Annotated in this window: 4 protein-coding genes and 1 tRNA gene; 4 read left to right on the forward strand and 1 reads right to left on the reverse strand. The window is 61.6% G+C overall.

All coding sequences use genetic code 11. The annotated features are described in order from the left end of the window. Positions 1-17: 17 nt before the first annotated feature. From HAHE_RS21290 to HAHE_RS21300, 3 genes are all read left to right on the forward strand, one after another. Positions 18-2873, forward strand: a complete 2856-nt coding sequence (locus HAHE_RS21290) for a PSD1 and planctomycete cytochrome C domain-containing protein (protein WP_343218192.1) — start codon at positions 18-20, stop codon at positions 2871-2873. Between the two features lie 6 nt (positions 2874-2879). After that, complete coding sequence (locus tag HAHE_RS21295; RefSeq protein ID WP_338687347.1) at positions 2880-4325, forward strand: DUF1501 domain-containing protein; 1446 nt, start codon at positions 2880-2882, stop codon at positions 4323-4325. Positions 4326-4462: 137 nt separating this feature from the next. Further along, the gene (locus tag HAHE_RS21300) at positions 4463-5254 is read left to right on the forward strand and encodes a DUF3883 domain-containing protein (RefSeq protein ID WP_338687348.1); all 792 of its coding nucleotides are present in this window, start codon (positions 4463-4465) and stop codon (positions 5252-5254) included. A gap of 68 nt (positions 5255-5322) precedes the next feature. Here the strand turns inward: HAHE_RS21300 and HAHE_RS21305 are convergent. Continuing rightward, positions 5323-5395, reverse strand: a tRNA-Ile gene (locus HAHE_RS21305). 286 nt (positions 5396-5681) lie between these two features. Here HAHE_RS21305 and HAHE_RS21310 point away from each other — a divergent pair. Beyond that, the gene (locus tag HAHE_RS21310) at positions 5682-19070 is read left to right on the forward strand and encodes a PKD domain-containing protein (protein ID WP_338687349.1); all 13389 of its coding nucleotides are present in this window, start codon (positions 5682-5684) and stop codon (positions 19068-19070) included. Position 19071 lies beyond the last annotated feature (1 nt).

Below are 19071 nucleotides of genomic sequence, written 5' to 3' on the forward strand. Positions count from 1 at the left end.
GGCGCGTTACTGGTAAGGTGTTTCCCTTGAGCTATCGGTCCTCAATCGCCTCGCTCGCCGCCTTCGCGGCCCTGCAGTCGTGTCTGCCGGGTGCCGAGACTCCGGATTCCGGCGAAGTGCTTTTTGCACGGGATGTCTGGCCCCTGCTCTCGGAGAAATGCATCGCCTGCCATGGCGGCGAAAAGATCAAAGGAGGCCTCGATCTTCGCACGCCCGAGTCGGTTCAGGCCGGTGGCGACAGCGAGGAACCGGTCCTTGTCGCGGGTAAGCCGGACGCCAGCGCGATCTACCTCGCCAGCCTGCGCACACATGACTTCTGGGAGCCGATGCCGCCGAAGGACAACGACGCGCTGACGGCCGAACAGATCGACTCGCTGAAGCGTTGGATCGCGGCCGGTGCCGCGTGGCCCGACGAAGGCCGCCGTGCCGAACTCCGCAGGGCGGTCAGCGAAAGCCACCGGCAGGCCGGCATGGTGACCTTGCCGGAGGTTGGAGGTCTCTCACCCGAGTGGACCGAGCGACCCTACAAACCGGAGGACCTTTGGGCCTACCAACCCATTCGCAAGCAGCAGCCCGATCACACAGATTCCCATCCAATCGATGCCTTCCTGAAGGACGCGCAAGCCGACCTCGGTGTCACCCCTGCTCCGATCGCCGACCGGCGCACGCTGATCCGGCGGGTGACCTACAGCCTCACCGGACTGCCGCCCTCACCCGAGGATGTCGATGCATTCCTGAACGATACACGGAACGACAGCGACGCCTTCACCGCGCTCGTCGACCGACTTCTCGATTCACCCCACTACGGTGAAAAGTGGGCACAGCACTGGCTCGACGTCGTCCGCTACGCCGACTCCAGCGGCTTCGCCAACGACTTCGTCCGCGGCAATGCCTGGCGCTACCGCGACTACGTCATCCGCTCGTTCAACGACGACAAACCCTACGATCAGTTCGTGCGTGAGCAGATCGCCGGCGACGAGATCGACCCGAAGAATCCCGAGTTGCTCATCGCATCCGGATTCCTCCGCATGGGACCTTGGGAGCTCACCGCGATGGAGGTTCCGAAGGTCGCGCGACAGCGGTTCCTCGACGACGCCACCGACATCGTCGGCCAGACCTTCCTCGGGCACATGCTCCAATGCGCCCGCTGCCACGATCACAAGTTCGATCCCATCCCGACGCGCGACTACTACTCGATGCAGGCGATCTTCGCGACGACCCAACTCGCCGAGCGCAAGGCGGCGTTTCTTCCGGAGGAAAGCCGGGAAGGATTCGAGGAGCACGAGTGGTGGCTCGGCGCGCGGCGCAAGGGACTGCAGACCCTCGGCGGGGGTGGAGGAAAGGACAAAACGTCGTTGAAGGCAGCTCGAGAATGGCTCATCGACAAGGGTCGCGAAGCCAGGGCCTTCGACTCGGTCGTCGCGCAGTTGACGAAGGAGACAAAACGCGACCCCAAGCTCGATGAGGTTCGCCGCCAGATGGCGCAACAGAAGGTTCACCCCGACCTGATCCCGCCCCCCAAGCCCGGATACACACCCCGTGACTTCGGGATCGAACGCATCATCAAGAAAAGCAACCAACGCCTGAGCTGGGAAACGGACGCGACACAACCCTATGCGCTCTCCGTTTACAGCGGACGAACTCCGTCCCTCAAAGCCGTATTGAACCCACGTCGCGTTCCCAAGAACCCAGAAAAGGACGGCGAACTCGAGGCCACGGCCATTCTGGCGGGCGGCGATCCGTTCTCTCCCACACTTCCCGTGAAACCCTCCGTGCTTCGGGTCGTCAATCACCTCAATCCGGGTCTGAGTGCCGAGATCCCCGAGTCCATTGGCGGCCGTCGCGCCGCGCTTGCCGAGTGGGTCACCCATCCGGCGAACCCGCTTACACCGCGGGTGATGGTCAACCGTATCTGGCAGGGCCATTTCGGCCGCGCGATTGCCGGCAACCCGAACAACTTCGGAGCGACCGGCCGCAAGCCGACGCACCCGGAACTTCTCGATTGGCTCGCCGCGACCTTCGTCGAGAAGGACTGGTCGGTGAAGGAGATGCACCGCCTCATTCTCACCAGCGAGGCCTACCGCCGAAGCTGCGTGCATCCGGACCCGAAAGCCGTCGAAGACAAGGATCCCGATGGAATGAGCTACGCTGTCTTCACCCCCCGACGGCTGACCGCCGAGGAGCTCCGCGACTCGATGCTTGCCGTCTCCGGCGAACTTAACCCGCGTATCGGCGGCCTTCCCGCCCGTCCCGAGATGAATCTCGAGGCCGCCCTGCAACCGCGTCAGGTGATGGGCAGCTTTGCCGAAGCATGGCAACCGAACATCCACCCGAAGGACCGGCACCGCAGGTCAATCTATGTGCTACGCATCCGTGGCCAGCTCGACCCCAAGATGGAGGTCTTCAACGCGCCCTCGCCTGACCTTTCCTGCGAGTTCCGCGAGGCCTCCACCGTGACCCCGCAGGTCTTCAGCCTCTTCAACAGCCGTAACTCCTACGACCGCGCGACCGCTCTCGCCGCCCGGGTGAAAGCCGAATCCTCCTCGCGCCAAGACGCGGTCGAGCGCGCCTTCCTGCTAGTCAACAGCCGCCAGCCCACGAATGCCGAGACCAAGGCCTGCCTCGAGCATTGGGACCGGATGATCGAAACGCACCGGCAAGCCGACATCGACTTTCCTCCGCTTCCCACCGAAGTCGTCCGTGAGGCCGTGGAAGAGAACACCGGCGTCCGCTTCGACTTCGTCGAGCAGCTGCCGAGCCACGAACGCTTCGTTTCCGACAAGAAGATCAGCGATCTCGATCCCGAAACGCGCGGCCTCGCCGAGCTCTGTCTTGTGCTGCTCAACGCCAACGAATTCATCTACCTCTACTGACCCGCCATGAAGCGATCGCGAGCCTACTTCCCCTGCACGCCCGGTGCCCGCGCTTTCCACGCGCCCACCCGCCGCAGCTTCCTCTACTCGCTCGGCGCCAGCGTCGGCAGCGTCGCGCTCAGCTCGATGAATGCCCGGGGGTCCGAGCTCCCCGACCTCGGCCCGCTCTCGCCGAAGGCCGGGCACCTTCCCGCCAAGGCCAAGAACGTGATCTTCCTGATGATGGAAGGCGGCCCGTCCCACATCGACACCTTCGACCCCAAGCCAAAGCTTGAGAAGATCCACCTCCAGGAGTTCAGCCGCGGCGGCAAGGAAAAGTCGGCGATGGAGAGCGGGAAGCGCTACTACGTCCGTAGTCCATTCAAGTTCGCCAAGCGCGGCCAGAGCGGCGCCGACATGGCGGAGAACTGGGAGCACCTCGCGCGGGTCGCCGACGACCTCTGCTTCTACCGCGGCTGTCAGGTCGACTCGGTCAACCACCCGACCGCGATGTTCCAGATGAACACCGGTAACCGCTTCGGCGGCGATCCGGCGATCGGCTCATGGATGACCTACGGCCTCGGCAGCGAGAACGAAGACCTTCCCGGCTTCATTGTCCTACCCGATGTCTCTTTTCCCCAAGGAGGCGCGCCGAACTGGGGCAACGGCTTCCTCCCCGCCCACTTCCAAGGGACTCCGCTCCGTCCCAAAGGCTCACCGATTCTCGATCTCAAGCCTCCCCACGGCATCACCCGCGAGCACCAGCGGCAGAATCTCGACCTCCTCGCCAAGCTCAACGGCATCCACCACGCCGAGCACCCGCAGCACGACGAACTCGCCGCGCGCATCGAGGCCTACGAACTCGCCTTCCGCATGCAGATGTCGGTGCCCGGCATCCTCGACATCGAAAAGGAGTGCGACGCCGTGAAGGAAGCCTACGGCGTAGGACGCGATCCGACCGATGCCTTCGGCCGCAAGTGCCTGCTCGCCCGCAAGCTGGTCGAAAAGGGCGTGCGCTTCGTCCAACTCTACGCCGGCACCTGGGACAGCCATGATTACATCGAGCGAGCCCACGGCAATCTCGTCACCCAGGTCGACCGACCGATCGCCGCCCTGATCGAGGATCTGAAGCAGCGCGGCCTGCTCGACAGCACACTGGTCGTCTGGTGCGGCGAGTTCGGGCGTTCTCCCGACAACGGCGTGCGCAACGGCACCGCCTACGGGCGCGACCACAATCCGAAGGCCATGACCATCTGGATGGCCGGCGGCGGCGTTAAGGCTGGCCACACCATCGGCGCCACCGACGAGACCGGCGCCGAAGCCGTCGAATGCGTCCACCACGTCCGCGACCTCCACGTCACCCTCCTCCGCCTCCTCGGCCTCGACGACAACAAGCTCACCTACTTCCACGGCGGCCGCTTCAAACAACTCAGCCAGTTCGGCGGCAGCGTGATCGAGGAGTTGATCGGGTGAACGGAGCGCTGGTAGTCTCGGTTGAGGAACTACTCCCTGGAGATCGAGCACCTTCTTGAATAACACCTACAAGACCAGTCATGCCCGCTGATTGGACTCATTCCGAGGTCAGGCTCACGGTCGAAGCCTACTTCCGAATGCTCAACGATGAACTCGCAGGGCGGCCGATCAACAAGACCGCCGTGAGGCGAGAGCTCTTGCCGCGGCTGGACAACCGCTCAAACGGAGCTCTTGAGTTCAAGAACTGCAACATCAGCGCAGCACTCCTTACTCTTGGGCTGCCGCCTCTGGACGGCTACAAGCCCCGCTGGAACTACCAGAAGGACCTCCTGCATGCCGTGATCAGCGAGGTACTTCGGGCTCAACCCGATTTGTTCAAGACGGTCGAGCTTGCCGTAAACGAGCAAATTGAGAAGCCGGAGGTATCCGATCTACTGGCCATGCTTGATCCGGAGTGCCCGGAACGTAGCGAGATCTACCACGGCGTTCAGGAAGGCAACCGCCAACCGTGCGCCCCCATAAAGCGCAACTACCTGGAACTCGAAACACGCAATCGCTCAATCGGCCTAGCCGGGGAGAGTTTGGTAGTGGAGTTCGAGAGATCGCGCCTCATTTCCCTAAATCGCGAGCATTTGGCGGATCGAATCGAACATGTGTCGGAAGAACAAGGAGACGGCACCGGATACGACATACGGTCGTTTGATGAATCGGGCCGTGATCTCTTCATCGAAGTCAAAACCACCCGATTCAGGAAGGAGTCACCGTTTTTCATTTCATCGAACGAAGTTCAGTTCGCCGAGCGACACGCACGGAATTACTCCCTCTACCGCGTCTACAGCCTCAGCCGGGCACCTCGCCTTTTCACGCTCCCCGGCTCCGTCCAGAAAAGCTGCCACCTGACCGCGACCCAGTTCAGGGCGACCTTATGATCGGCCTGCCAGTTGTCCAGTCCGCCCTCTGTAGCCCTCACGCCATGCGCACGGCTAATCGGAACAAGTAGGGCCGGCGGGATTCGAACCCGCGACCAAGGGATTATGAGTCCCCTGCTCTAACCGCTGAGCTACAGCCCCGAATGAACCCTCGGGAGGGCGGGGATTTCTACGCCGCTGGACCCACGCCTTGCAAGGGTCCCGCGACTGAATCCTCGGTTTGCGATGTTCCGGGACCTTCCGGGCTCTCATCAAGGGCCTGGATGCGCATTCATTTCGGGATCTTGAACTAGTCACGGGCGGGCTGACAGGACTTGGCCGAAGCCGGAATGCACTCAGGGCCAAGGAACAAGGGCTTTGGCTGGGATCCATGTCAGCGAAAGGACTTGGCTCAGCCTAACACATTCCTGTTAGACCCTGCAGGCAAATGAAAAGGCTTCCCCTCACCCTTTTCGTGGCTCTGTGCCCGTGGATCCTCAACGCCAGCGAAACACCCAAGGTCCAGGCGACAGCGCTTCACCTGAATCACTCAAGCATTGAGGGATCCGTCGAACTTTCGGAGCCCAACGACGCCCACCTGAATGGCGACAGTTCGATCTCGGAGACGCTCGCGATGCCGGGATCTCCCCGGGTCGTGGTTGGTGACGACGCCTTAATCGAGGAGCAGCGGACCGGTTCCGGTACTGCTCAGCCGGACAAGCACAAGGTCACGCTGAATTCCACTTCCGCGATCGGGACCCTGCTTACTCGAATCGTTCCCAGCGAGACGCCTGTCGCGACTCCGCCCGCCTCGGCGGAGGGAAAGGGTTCGTTGGTTCTCAAGCGACCTGAAGACGTCCCAAACTCATTCTCAGAAGTGTCGCGCATCGGGCTTCATGCACGCTACGGACCACTCATCCTGCCTACCGGCGTTTACGATCGAATTGACCTTGCTCCGGAGAGCGTCCTGCAACTGGGAGAGGCGGGATCCGCGGAACCTCAGCTCTATCAGATCGGAGCTCTCAGCACTTCGAAAGGCTGCAGGATCGAAGTGCTGGGCCCGATCGAACTGAGGCTCAAACATTCCCTCACGCTTCACGGAACCCTAGGTTCCACGGATCACCCGGAGTGGTTCCTTGTCACGATCTCGGACGGCAGCCTGATCCTCAGCCCGAAGAGCACTCTCCACGGAGCGGCGGTCGTGCCGAGCGGCAACACCACACTCAATGGCGGATCCTTGCTCAAAGGGACCGTCTCCACCGGCCGGCTCACTTTGAACGACAGCTCGAGAATCATCGCCGCGTCCACGGAGGCAAACCTGCCTCCCGTCGCAATCGACTCCGAGATCGAGACCAACCGTGATGAACCTGTCGGGATCACCCTCAACGCAACCGACCCGGAGTCCCGGCCACTCACGTTCTTTCTCCTCGAGCCACCCTCGCACGGGGCGCTCAGCGCATTGAGCGAAGGTCAGATTCAGAACGGACTGACGACCTACACACCCGAGCCGGGGTTCGCAGGCGAGGATTCGTTTAGGTTCAAGGTCTCTGATGGCGTCCACGAATCGGAGTCCGCGACCGTGCGGCTAACAGTCCGGCAAACCAATCGACCTCCGATTGCGTCGGACATCACCATCGAGATCAATCAAGGAACCGCCGAGAGCCCGATCCTCCTCACCGCCGTCGACCCCGACGACGACGAGCTGACATTCACGGTCGTCACCCCGCCTGCCCACGGCACGCTTTCCGGGACACCGCCTGCCCTCTCCTACACCCATACGGGCGACAGGACGACGACTCCTTATCTGGACTCCCTCACCTACATTGCCACCGACCCCGACGGCTACGAATCGCCCATAGCAACGGTTCAAATCAGCCTGCTCCCAGTCAATCGGCCACCTGCTGTCGCGCCGTATGCAGAATCCGGCCGCGAGGACCAACCCCATGCGATCGATCTGGCAGCTTCCGATCCCGACGGTGACTCCCTTACTTTCGATCTCCTTCTATCCGATGAACTGCCCGGAAAACTGGTCCACCCTGACGGGAGCCCATTCGGCACCTTCGCCGAACAGCCTGTCATCTCCGATGGCCCTGACTTCGTTTTCGTTCCGGATCTCGATTTCCATGGAACTGTCGAGTTCTCCGTTACCGTTTCGGACGGCGCATTGGCCTCGGAGTCAACCGTGGTGGCAATTGAGATCACCCCGGTCAACGACCCGCCGTCCGCGCTCCCGTTGACGATCGAAACTCCCGAGGACACGTCGGTCGAAGTCCCCTTGGCCGCGATCGATGTAGATGGTGATGCGTTGAGTTTCACCATCACTTCGGATCCCACCCACGGCACTCTCACAGGAACCCCGCCAAATCTGACATACCTCCCCGCCCCCGACTACTCGGGGCCCGATCGGTTCACCTTTGCAGCTTCAGATGGACAACTGCCATCCTTGGAGACGGCAGTCGATCTCGTAGTCCTCCCGATCAACGATCCCCCGTCGACCGCCGACCAGATCATCGGAACGGAGGAGGACACACCCGCGGCTGTCGCGCTGTCGGCAGCGGATCCTGATGGTGACGCCCTCCAATTCCGCATCCTGGCACCCCCGCTCCACGGAACGCTATCGGGCGACCCGCCGGAGCTCACCTACACGCCGGAGCTAGATTACCACGGACCGGACATCTTCACATGGCAGGCTTCCGACGGCACGACCGATTCCGATGTGGCGACTGTCTCCATCGAAGTGACTCCGGTGAATGATCCGCCAAGGGTTTCAGCGAAGCGTGTGAGTGCTACCGACGGCGAAGCGAAGATGATCGCACTGGATGCCGCCGACCCGGACGGCGAAGAACTGGAGCTAACGATTTTCCGCGAGCCTGAATTGGGGACCGTTGAAATCGACGGCGACGGAGTCATTTACCGATCGGACGACGGCGCGTCAGGCGTGGACCGATTCAGCGTCGTCGCCACCGATGGCACACTCGAATCTCTGCCTGCCGAAATCGTTGTGGTGATCGCATCGCGCCCACGGATCACGATCCTTTCTCCCGCGGACGGAGCCGAGTTCGGTTCAGGCGACGAGATCCCGATCCGTGTCGCGGCAACCGACGTCGACGGAGAAATCGCCGTCATTGTCGCGGAGATCGACGGCAGTCCGGTCGCGACAGGCAGCGGATCACCACTCGAGGCAGCCCTCAGCGAACTGGAGGCAGGCACCCATTCGCTCGTCATCAAAGCCGTCGACGACTCCGGTCTCGAACGGATCTCGAACCCGATCCAGTTCACAGTGATCGCGGAGAACACCGGACCGGTCGTCTCTGCGGGATCGGACCGGGTCGTGACTTCCGGCGCACCCGGCCCGAACCTGATCCTCAATCCCGGCAACGAGTCGGCGTTGGTCGATGGGGCGATTGCCGGCTGGACCCAGGCAGGTGATGGACAGTGGGGCCAAGGCAGCGCGGTCTCACGACTGCTGCCATCCTCGACAGCTCCGGCCTATCCAGACGCACCGGAAGGCAATGCATTCTTCCACGTGATCTCGAATCTCGATGGAGAACTTTGGCAGGATGTCGATCTCAGCGAAAGCCGATCGGATATCAAGGAAGGGTCCGCGCGGATTCATTTCGAAGCCCTTGTCCGGAGCTATCAGCGGACCACTTACCTTGATCGCACCTACACGGGCCGTGACAGTGACTGGTTCCCGACAGGTGAATTGGACGAGCCTTCGGTCATTCTCGAGTTCTGGAACGACGATACTGGAAGCCTTCTTCAGACGCTGCCCATCCAGCGACTGCCAGCACATGATCACTGGCAGCAGCTCAGCGGATCGGCGATCGTGCCGCCCGATACCACACGCGTGCGCGTTCGACTCCTCGCCACCCGGCTCGACCTTTCCACCGCCGACCCTCAAGAGAAGAACGACGCGATGTTCGACGCCGTCTCGCTGCGTCTTTCGAGCCCGGGCAGCGACTTCTTGCATGGCACAGTTGTCGACGACGGCCTACCCGAGCCCCGCTCTCTGACCATCAACTGGCGACAGCTTGCGGGCCCCGTCGCCGCCATCGAAGACTCTTCAGCGGCAGCCACTCCCGTGCGCCTCGTCGAGCCTGGCCCGTATCGATTCGAACTCACCGCTTCGGATGGCACACTCTCCGCCTCCGACACCGTCGAAGTCGAGTTGCTCGCGGGCAGCGGGAACGAGATGCCGCGTGTCGACTGCGGACCTGACATCGCCACTGAGTTCTCTTCCTTGCCGCTCGCGCTGTCACCCACAGTCACCGACGACAGCCCGGACTTCCAAATCGAGTGGCGTCAGTTGTCAGGCCCCGGAAAGGCCTCATTCACTGACCCGCGCAGCGTGGCCACAGCCATCTCGTTCCCGGGACCCGGCAGCTACCTGTTCGAACTAGGGGCATTCGACGAGGAATGGACCGCCACGGACCAGATCGCCATCGAGGTCAGCGCACCGCAAGTAAGAGCACCGCTGGATCTCGTGATTGTCACGGATCACTCGCCCTCGATGTGGGGGCTCAAAGCGGAAACCGACCCGAGCACGCCAATCTACAAGGCACGTTTCGCGGCAGCTCGATTGATCGACTCCCTCGATCCTGCCACGGACCGGGTGGCGATCCGCAGGTTCCATGCGGGCTTCCACGATCTGACTGCTGATTTCGCGGCAGCCAGAGATCAGATCACCCAGCAAAGAGGCGAGCTGGGAACCTTCGGCACCTTCCAGCCATCCAACATCGATCTCGGAATCCAAGGCGCTCTCGACCATCTGGATTCTCATCCCCGTAGCGAGCCGGCAGACAGGGCGATCGTTGTCTTCAATGACGGCGCCGGGCCCTATGCCGACGGAGCCGCTCGCGCCGCTCGTGATTCAGGCGTCCGAGTCATCGTCGTCTCATTCGCCAACGGGATCGACCCTATCGACACGGAGAACATGCGGATCCAGGCAAGCGTGCCGGCCGACTTCCTCGCGGCGGAGTCCATCGACGATACAACCGCCTTGTTCGCCACGCTCCAACGGACCCTTTTGCTCGGAGTAAACCGTCCTCCGATCGTGAACGCAGGACCACCCATCTGGCTTCCGCGCGCCACGGACACCACGATCCTTAGAGGTTCCTACACGGACGACAGCTACCCTGCCGGAACCTCACCCAGCATTCTTTGGGAGGTCGTTTCCGGTCCACCCGGCGTCTCCATCAGCAACCCGAACTCGTTGACGCCTCGCATGGCTTTCGAGAGCGACGGGGAGTATCGGTTGCGACTCAGCGTTGACGACGGCGCCGCGGTCGCGACCGATCACGTGACGATCCGCGTCGCGCAACCCTGCGACTTTCCCGCGCCGACCGGTCTCACCGCGTGGTGGCCGTTCGATGGCAACCTTCGCGACGCCGGCGGATCGCTTGACCTGACCCGCTACGGCTATTGGGAAAGCCCCACTTTCACAGAAGCCGTCACTGGACAGGCGGTGAGCCTCGATGACGTCGGTGATGTGTTGGCCGCCAACGAAACCGGCGAACTCGGATTCAATTCCGACGCGGGCTTCAGCATCGAATGCCGGATTCGGCCGCGAAGTAATGCGCCAAGCTATCTCTTCGGACTGGTCAATCCCGACACTGGTTCACCGGTCAAGAGCCTCACTTGGGGCCACCCGAATCTCAACGCGAACGGCCTGATTCACTTCGGCTCCAATCTGAGACTCAACACCACGGTGCTCCCGTTGGATGCATGGCATCACGTGGTCATGACCCACAACCGTTTGACCCATGAGACATGGGCTTACATCAACGGCGAAGGAAAGCGGATCTCGACAAGCCCCATCGCCGCGGACTTTCCCGTCGATCACCAGCTTGTCGTTGGAGGGCTGATCCCGACTTACACCGGACTCAATACAATCGTCACCGCCGATCCCGCCCGCCGATTCGATGGCGAGATCGACGATCTGGCGTTCTACTCGCGAGTGCTCGAATCCAGCGAAGTCATTGCTCTGCGTGATGAGCCGGGTGGAAAATGCCCTCCCTTACACAACAGCCCCCCGGTCGTTGACGCAGGAGCCGCAATTTCGATTTCGGATGTTTCGGGCGCAGGGAGGCTGGAGGGTTTCGCAACGGACGACGCGGGACAACCGCTCGTCGAATGGGTTCAAGTCGCAGGGCCGGGAACGGCTGTGTTTTCTGACCGCCAATCGCTCAGGCCGGCCGTCTCGTTTGACCAGCCCGGCATCTACACGCTCCAGCTCAATGCCTCGGATGGGTTCACGAGTGTAGCGGATACAACCCAAGTTCACCTCGGCTTCCCCAATAGCGCCACAGCGCCAGACGGGCTCGTCGCATGGATGCCGGGCAACCAACACCCGAACGATCTGGTTCAGGACCGCGCAGGAATCTGGAGCGGCAATGAAGCGTACTCCCCGGTCAAGGTCGCCGACGGCTTCCAGTTCGGAGGATCCGTCTCGTGGGTTCGTTTCCTTCCCCCCATCAACGCCCCACCCCTTTCGCAAGAAGGATATACCATCGAGACCTGGATGGAGATCCCCGAGGCAAGCGACGGCCTTTACTCGTCGCCGATCCTCTCCTTCCAGAACACCGCCGGAGCCCGGGTCCAACGCCTCGATCTCACCAGAGCCTATCGCAGCACCGGATGGACACCGGCCCTTGCATGGACGCTGTCGAACAACACCGGTACGGGAGCCCTCGCCACGACGCTTGTAGGAATTCCGTTGAACCGCCCGTTTCACCTCGCCCTTGTCTTCGATCCGACGACCTCCTCGCTGAGGCAATACATCGACGGTTCCCTGAACTTCACCCAAGGGGTTTCCGGCAGCTACCACCACCACTTCGATTCGGAGTTCTACATCGGTGGATATCCCGGCGACGCCCGAGTCTTTCCCGGAAAGATTGATGAGCTCTCGTTCTACGACCGGGCGCTCACCCCTACCGAGGTGGCAGAGGTCTTCACCGCAGTAGAGGCCGGCAAGGATCCTTCGCCTGCAGCAACCGATTCTCGCCTCAATGCCGGATCCGACCTGACCCTCTACCGCGGCGACTCCCACGGGTTCTCACCGACCCTGGACCCGTCTGCCTTCCCATCTGGAAATCCCGATTACCGATGGAAACTGCTCTCCGGCCCTGAGGAAGTCTTCTTCAGCGATGCAGCTAGCAGTGACACGATCGCGACCTTTGGAACTCCGGGTCGATACACCCTAGGTCTGACCGTTTCGGATGGTTCTCTTACTCTCTCGGATACCGTTCGAGTCGATGTGATTGAGCCTGTCATTGAAGCTCCGGTGGTCACGATACCTGACTCCCTGTCCATCCAGCTCCCGGAATCGCGAATCGAGATCCAACCGGACGTTACCGATGACGGGCTACCATCGGGAAATCTGAGCGCACGATGGCTTCAACTTTCCGGCCCTGCGCCCGTCGGACTCATCTCACTTGGAACTTTCGGAGTCAGTGTGAATTTCCAGCACCCCGGAGACTATGCGCTCGTCTTCGAGGTCGCGGACGGACTTCACACCGTCACCCGGGAGGTTGCGATCCAGGTATTGCCAGCACCCCTCCCCAACCAAGCGCCGGAGGTCGAGGCCGGAGCGGATCTTGTGGAGGCCGACGCGACTTTCTGGCTGAACGGCTCAGCAACCGACGACGGCAAACCCGGCACCACTCCGATTGCCTACCAATGGCGCCAAATCAGCGGACCCTCACCAGCGAGCCTCCTCACTCCGCTCTCGGTTTCGACCTCGGCTTCAGTGACTGCGCCCGGAACCTACCGCTTCCAACTGGTCGCCTCCGACGGAGAACTCTACGCGCTCGATGAAGTTACCGTAACCGTTCCCGGCGACGCTCCTGGTTTGCCCAATCTCCCCCCGACGGTCTCGCTGCCCCGAACAGCAACAGCCCAACTCCCTGCCGCTACGCTGTCGTTCAATCCGGTTATCTCTGATGACGACCGCACCGACTCACCACTCTCTTACTCGTGGACCACTGTCGATGGTCCGGCTCCCGCAGCGTTCTCCACCGCCGATCAAGCCAGCACGGGAGTGACGTTTCCGGCTGCGGGGCTGTATCGAATCGGCTTCAGAGTCTCTGACGGGGAGTTCGCGGCTAACGCGATTGTCACGGTGGACGTCCTCCCACCGGGAAATACCGCTCCGCTTATTTCTATGGGCCCAGGAGGAACTGTCAGGCCCTACGACTCGGCCAGCCTGACCGCGACCGCTGTCGACGATGGCCTCCCTGCTGGCGAGCTGAGCTATCTCTGGCGGCAGGTATCGGGGCCCGAGCTTGCCGATATCTCTGATCCTGCATCCGCCGACAGCCCGGTCATTTTGGGCGCCGGTGGTGCCTACGTCTTCGAACTCGCCGTGAGCGATGGCGATAGGACTGTACGAGACACGGTCACGTGGTACGCACTCGGCGCACCTTCCACCAGGATCGTATTTCCAACCCCGGGCTCCGAGGTCACCGACCGTTCTCTGATCGACCTTCAGGCCCGTGCCAGCATCGAGGGCGGACGGATCACGTCCCTCCACTTTGAGAAAGAAGGAAGCTCCATTGGAAACGCGACCCGGCTGAGCTCATCGAACGACTGGATCCTGCGCCTGCCTCCGTTGCCGGCCGGCTTTCACACGATCACTGCGGTTGCGCACTCCGCAGATGGGCAGACTGCGGCTTCCGCTCCTGTAACCTTCGAAATCGTCGACTTCGATGAACAAGCTCTGACCCTTGAGATCGAGAGCCCGTCGGACGGCGACACCGTCACGGGACATGTAGAGATCCGCGGGACGGCCTATTCGAGCCGACTCGAATCATGGCGACTTGAGCTCGCACCGATTGTCCCCTCCGGAGCAATAGCCCCGCGAGAAATGATCGCTTCCGGTAGCGCGCCTGTCGTCGACGCGCTCCTCGGAACGCTCGATCCCAGCCTCTCCCTCAACGGCGCTTATCAACTCATTCTCAGCGGAACCACCACCGCTGGCTCGTTCTCAGAGTATTCTGTCCCAATCCTCATCGACGGGAATCTCAAGATCGGCCACTTCGCCCTCGATTTCGAAGACCTCTCGATCCCGATGAGCGGACTCCCCCTCACGGTCACTCGAACCTACGACAGTAGATCTCCACAACTCGGAGATTTCGGCCCCGCCTGGGGAGTGGGTCTCCGATCAATTCGCATTCGTAAGGCAGGTTTGCTCGGTGAGGGGTGGGAACAGGATCAGGTGATCTCGGGGATCCTTCCCATCTACGCGGTCAACACGACCACGCGGAAGCGGGTCATCGTCACTTTCCCGGACGGGCGCACGGAAACCTTCGAACCGTTCTTCCGCGCTAGCAACCCGGCTTCGACAACCCAGCTCAATGTCCAGAAGTTCGTCGAGATATCGGAAGGCACATTGGAGTTTCGTCCGGTTGGGAACTCGGTCGGCACCCTCGAAATCGATGGTGCCAGCGACGTCATCTGGAACGGACCCATCCCGGGCCGGGGAACCGTCATCGACCTGAGCTTCCAACCGGCAGATCCGACCCGTTTTCGCTACACCGACCGGGATGGAACCTCCTACGTGATCGACGAGAGCTCAGGACTCCTGGAGCTCAGCGAACCGAACGGCAACACCCTGACCATCAACCCGGGAGGACTTTCCCATTCCAACGGGGAGCACATCCTCTTCACCCGCGATCCGCTGGGACGGATCCGCGAGATTACCGATCCAGCAGGTAACGCCATCCGCTACGGCTACGACGATGACGGCATGCTGTCGTCGGTTACCGACCGCACCGGCAACACCACCACCTTTCTCTACGAGAACCCCCGTTTCCCTCACTACCTGACGACCGTCATCGACCCTCGGGGCATCCATGCCATTCGATCGGAGTATGATGCGGACGGACGGCTCATCGCTCAGACCGACGGAGCGGGAAACAGGACGGAGTTCGAACACCATCTGGACGACAATCGCGAGGTCATTCGCGATCGTCTGGGACACACGACGGTTCACGAATACGACGAGCGAGGGAACGTTGTTCGCACCACCAACGCACTCGGCCAGACCACCCACTACACTTACGACTCGAGGGACAACGAAATCTCCGTCACGACTCCGCTCGGCCACACGACCACGCGGTCTTACGATGCATCGGACAACCTAATCAGTGAGACCGATCCGCTCGGCAACACGCAACGATTCTCCTACGACGAAGCGGGCCGTCCCACTACCTTCGCCGATGGCTTGGGACAAGGCAGTTCGCTCAGCTACGGCGTGGGCGGCAACGTCACGTCCATGACCGATGCCGGAGGGGCGACGGTTCAATTCGAAACTGACGCCAGTGGCAATCTCGGCGGGATCGTTGACGCATTCGGCACCACCACCCGCCATACTCACGACGCCCGTGGAAACCGGCTGTCGACCACGAACAGGGACTCTGAAGGCAATCTCCTTCGTTCCGCCGAAAGCACCTACAACGCCAACGGCAACCGGGTCTCTGAGACGATCCACACTGGATCGCAGAGTTTCACAACCCGCTTCGAGTTCGACGAGTCGGACCGTGCCACCCGCACGATCCACCCGGACAACTCGTCTATCGAGATCGTCTACAACTCCATCGGCAAGATCGCGAAGCGAATCGATGCCGGTGGACGGGAGACGGTGATGACCTACGATTCTCGTGGGCATCTGGCGCGGACAGACCTCCCCGACGGATCATCCACCACGTCAGCCTTTGATGTCGAAGGACGAAAGACCGCCGAAACCAACGCCGCCGGGGTCACGACCTACACGCTCTATGATCCGCTGGATCGAGTGACCACAGTCATCCTTCCGGACGACACCATGCCGCCAACCGTCTTGAGTGAGATCGCCGACATCGCTTCGGCAGCAGAGCTTCAGGACAATCCCCGGATCACCACCGACTACGACGCCGACGGCAGAGTCATCGCCACGACCGACCCGCGCGGCAACACCACCCGCTTCGAATACGACGCCGCTGGACGTCGGACCGCCACGATCGACCCGCTCGGCAATCGTTTCGAGGCGACCTACGATGCGGCGAACCGCCAAGTTTCCTCCACCGATGCCCTCGGTCGAACAACCCGCTACGAATACGATGCGTCAGGACGGCTCACCGGCACGATCTTTCCAGACGGGACTTCCAGCCTGACGACCTACGATGCTCTCGGGCGAAGGACGGCTTCGATTGATCAGGAAGGAAACACCACAACCTACGAATACGGCGCCCTCAATCATCTGGTCGCCGCAACTGACGCTGAAGGCGGACGAACCGAATATGATTACGATGCTCGCGGTCTTCAGAGAATCCAGCGCGACGCTCTCGGTAGGGAGACCTACTACGACTACGATGCCTTGGGCAGGCGGACCGGCCGCACCCTGCCTCTTGGGCAAAGAGAATCCCTCGAATACGACCCACTTGGTCGCTTGGTGCGCCACACCGACTTCAACGGCTACACAACAGCCTACGAATATGATCCGCTGAACGACCGGCTGATCGCGACCCGCGCCGATCCATCTCATCCATCGCTGGCGCTGCCCCACGCCCCGGCAGGATTCGAGTTTGAGCATGACACCCTCGGGCGCCCTACGGCCGCCACCATTCGGAATGCCGCCGGAGCAGTGCTGCACACGGACCATTGGTCCTACGACTCCCGATCAAGGACCATATCCCACGCTTCGACGAACGGCACACTTTTCTACGCGTGGGATGCCGCCGACAACCTCTCAGCTGTTCAGTCCGACACGCCCGATGGCTACGATCTCTCGTATGCCTACGACGCTGCCAATCGGATGTCCGACGTTTGGCACGGGCAAGAGGGCATTGACCCGACGGCCCAACACGGAGCCACCTACAGCTACACGCCCAACGGGAATCTCGCAGGGGTCGGCTACGCCAACCAAGTCACGCATGCCTACGCCTACGATCTTCTGAACCGTCTCACTGGAGTCGAAGTCGAACGACAGCCCCTTGGGAGCGGCGGATCCGCCACTCCCCTGCAAGGCTTCGCTTACACCCTGAACCGCACAGGCCACCGCACGCGGATTGATGAAACGGGAGCCGCCACGGTCAATCCTGCATCCAATGGAGACACTCGAACGGTCCATCACCTCTACGATCGACTCAACCGGCTGACGACAGAGACGATTACCCCGGCAACTGCTGAACCCGTCCAACTTGGAATCATCGGAGGATCGGTGACCTACAGCTACGACTCCGTTGGCAACCGAAAGACGCGAACCGTTGCGAATGCGGGAGGCCTCGGCGCTTCCCGCACGCTGTCCGAGGTCCTCCCCAACCAAACGCACCTCTACGATGGGAACGACCGGCTGACCCACCACAGCTACGACTCCAATGGAAACACCACTTCCTCGCCGGCGGACGACTACGCCTCCATAGAGGACGGAGTTCCACCCGGATCCGCACTCGAAGACGTCTACTCGTTCACCAATCGCCTGATCCGGCGCACTCGTGCCGACGGGGTCGTTATCGACCTCACCTACAACGCCAATGGCGATCGCGTCGGCAAATGGGTCGAGCGCAACGGCATCAACGAGGGATCGCACCGCTACCTCATCGACCGACTCAATCCCACGGGCTATTCGCAGATCGCCGAAGAGCGAAATGACACTGGAGAACTCGTCACCGTCTATGACATCGGGCTGGACGTTCTCGCCTTCCACACCAACCCGGCAAGTAATCCGCAGTCCGCCGAACTGGAGCGGCAGTGGATCACTTACGATGGCCTTGGCAGCGTCCGCGCCCTTACGAATGACGCGGGAGAAATCACGGAGAGCTATACCTACGAGGCTTACGGCCAATTGATCGGCCTGCTCAGACTGGATGGAACATCCGGCCTCTTCGTCGCCGCCGATCCAAGCTCCACGCCACACTCCCCCCTCCTCTTCACGGGCGAGCAGTGGGACGCCGACCTTGGCATGTATTTCCTGAGGGCCCGCTATCTCAATCCCGCCACGGGACGCCTCCACACCCAAGACACCTACGAAGGACGCAACGGGGAGCCTCTAAGTCTCCACAAGTACGCCTACGCCCACGGAAACCCCGTGAGCAATACCGACCCGTCGGGCAATATCACCCTGACGGAGCAAGCTGCCGTTCTTGGCCGAATCACTGGCCAAGCCGGCCTTGGGCTCTCCCTTGTGAACCTCAGCCTCGCCGGCCTGGGAGCGCCCGAGTGGATCACCGTCCGGGTCGACGGCCTGAGCCGAATGCTTTTCGGCGCATCGGCCATGTTCACCGCCGTCGCCATCTCCCCGGCGCACCCGATAGCCGCCACCGCGCTGTTCACATGGGGCCTTGACGAGATGTACGCCGGCTGGGTCCAACTCGTCACTGGAGTCAGGCAACGCTCCAATTTCGCCCACCTCCTCGCCGCCCTAGGCGTCCCCTACCCGGACGTCGTTGCCGGCGCCGCTCCGGCAATCGCGTTGCTGCCCAAGCTTCTAGCAGTCGGAACTAGACTATTGACCAGATCGATTCAGAAACTCATTTCGGCACAATCAGCAAAGCTCACACAGCGCATTGCGAACGATACGATCTACTGGAGTGGCCCGGAAGGGCTTCGAACCGCAATGCAACGCGCGGCTGAGACTGGTCGTAAGCTTGTGAAACTATCACCAAAAGCGAAAGCCGAACTGGAGGCTGGCGACCCTCGCCGTGCGATCGCTGAATCTCGAGCTTCCGCTCGCAGCGCGGAAGGAGACGTCGAAGCTTACGTAGACGGCCACATTCGAGATGGGTTTGCGGCAGAGCTAGAAGAACTACTCTCTCGGATGACTGACGGAAAAGTCGACCTTATCGAGATTGTGTTTTAGC

Origin of the sequence: Haloferula helveola, assembly GCF_037076345.1 — a bacterium.
In the GTDB taxonomy this organism is placed as follows: Bacteria; Verrucomicrobiota; Verrucomicrobiia; order Verrucomicrobiales; family Akkermansiaceae; genus Haloferula; species Haloferula helveola.

Excerpts from the sequence above, each read along its gene's own strand:
- HAHE_RS21300 (WP_338687348.1), top strand. The coding sequence starts at position 4,463 with ATGCTCAACGATGAACTCGCAGGGCGGCCGATCAACAAGACCGCCGTG.
- HAHE_RS21295 (WP_338687347.1), top strand. The coding sequence starts at position 2,880 with ATGAAGCGATCGCGAGCCTACTTCCCCTGCACGCCCGGTGCCCGCGCT.
- HAHE_RS21310 (WP_338687349.1), top strand. The coding sequence starts at position 5,682 with ATGAAAAGGCTTCCCCTCACCCTTTTCGTGGCTCTGTGCCCGTGGATC.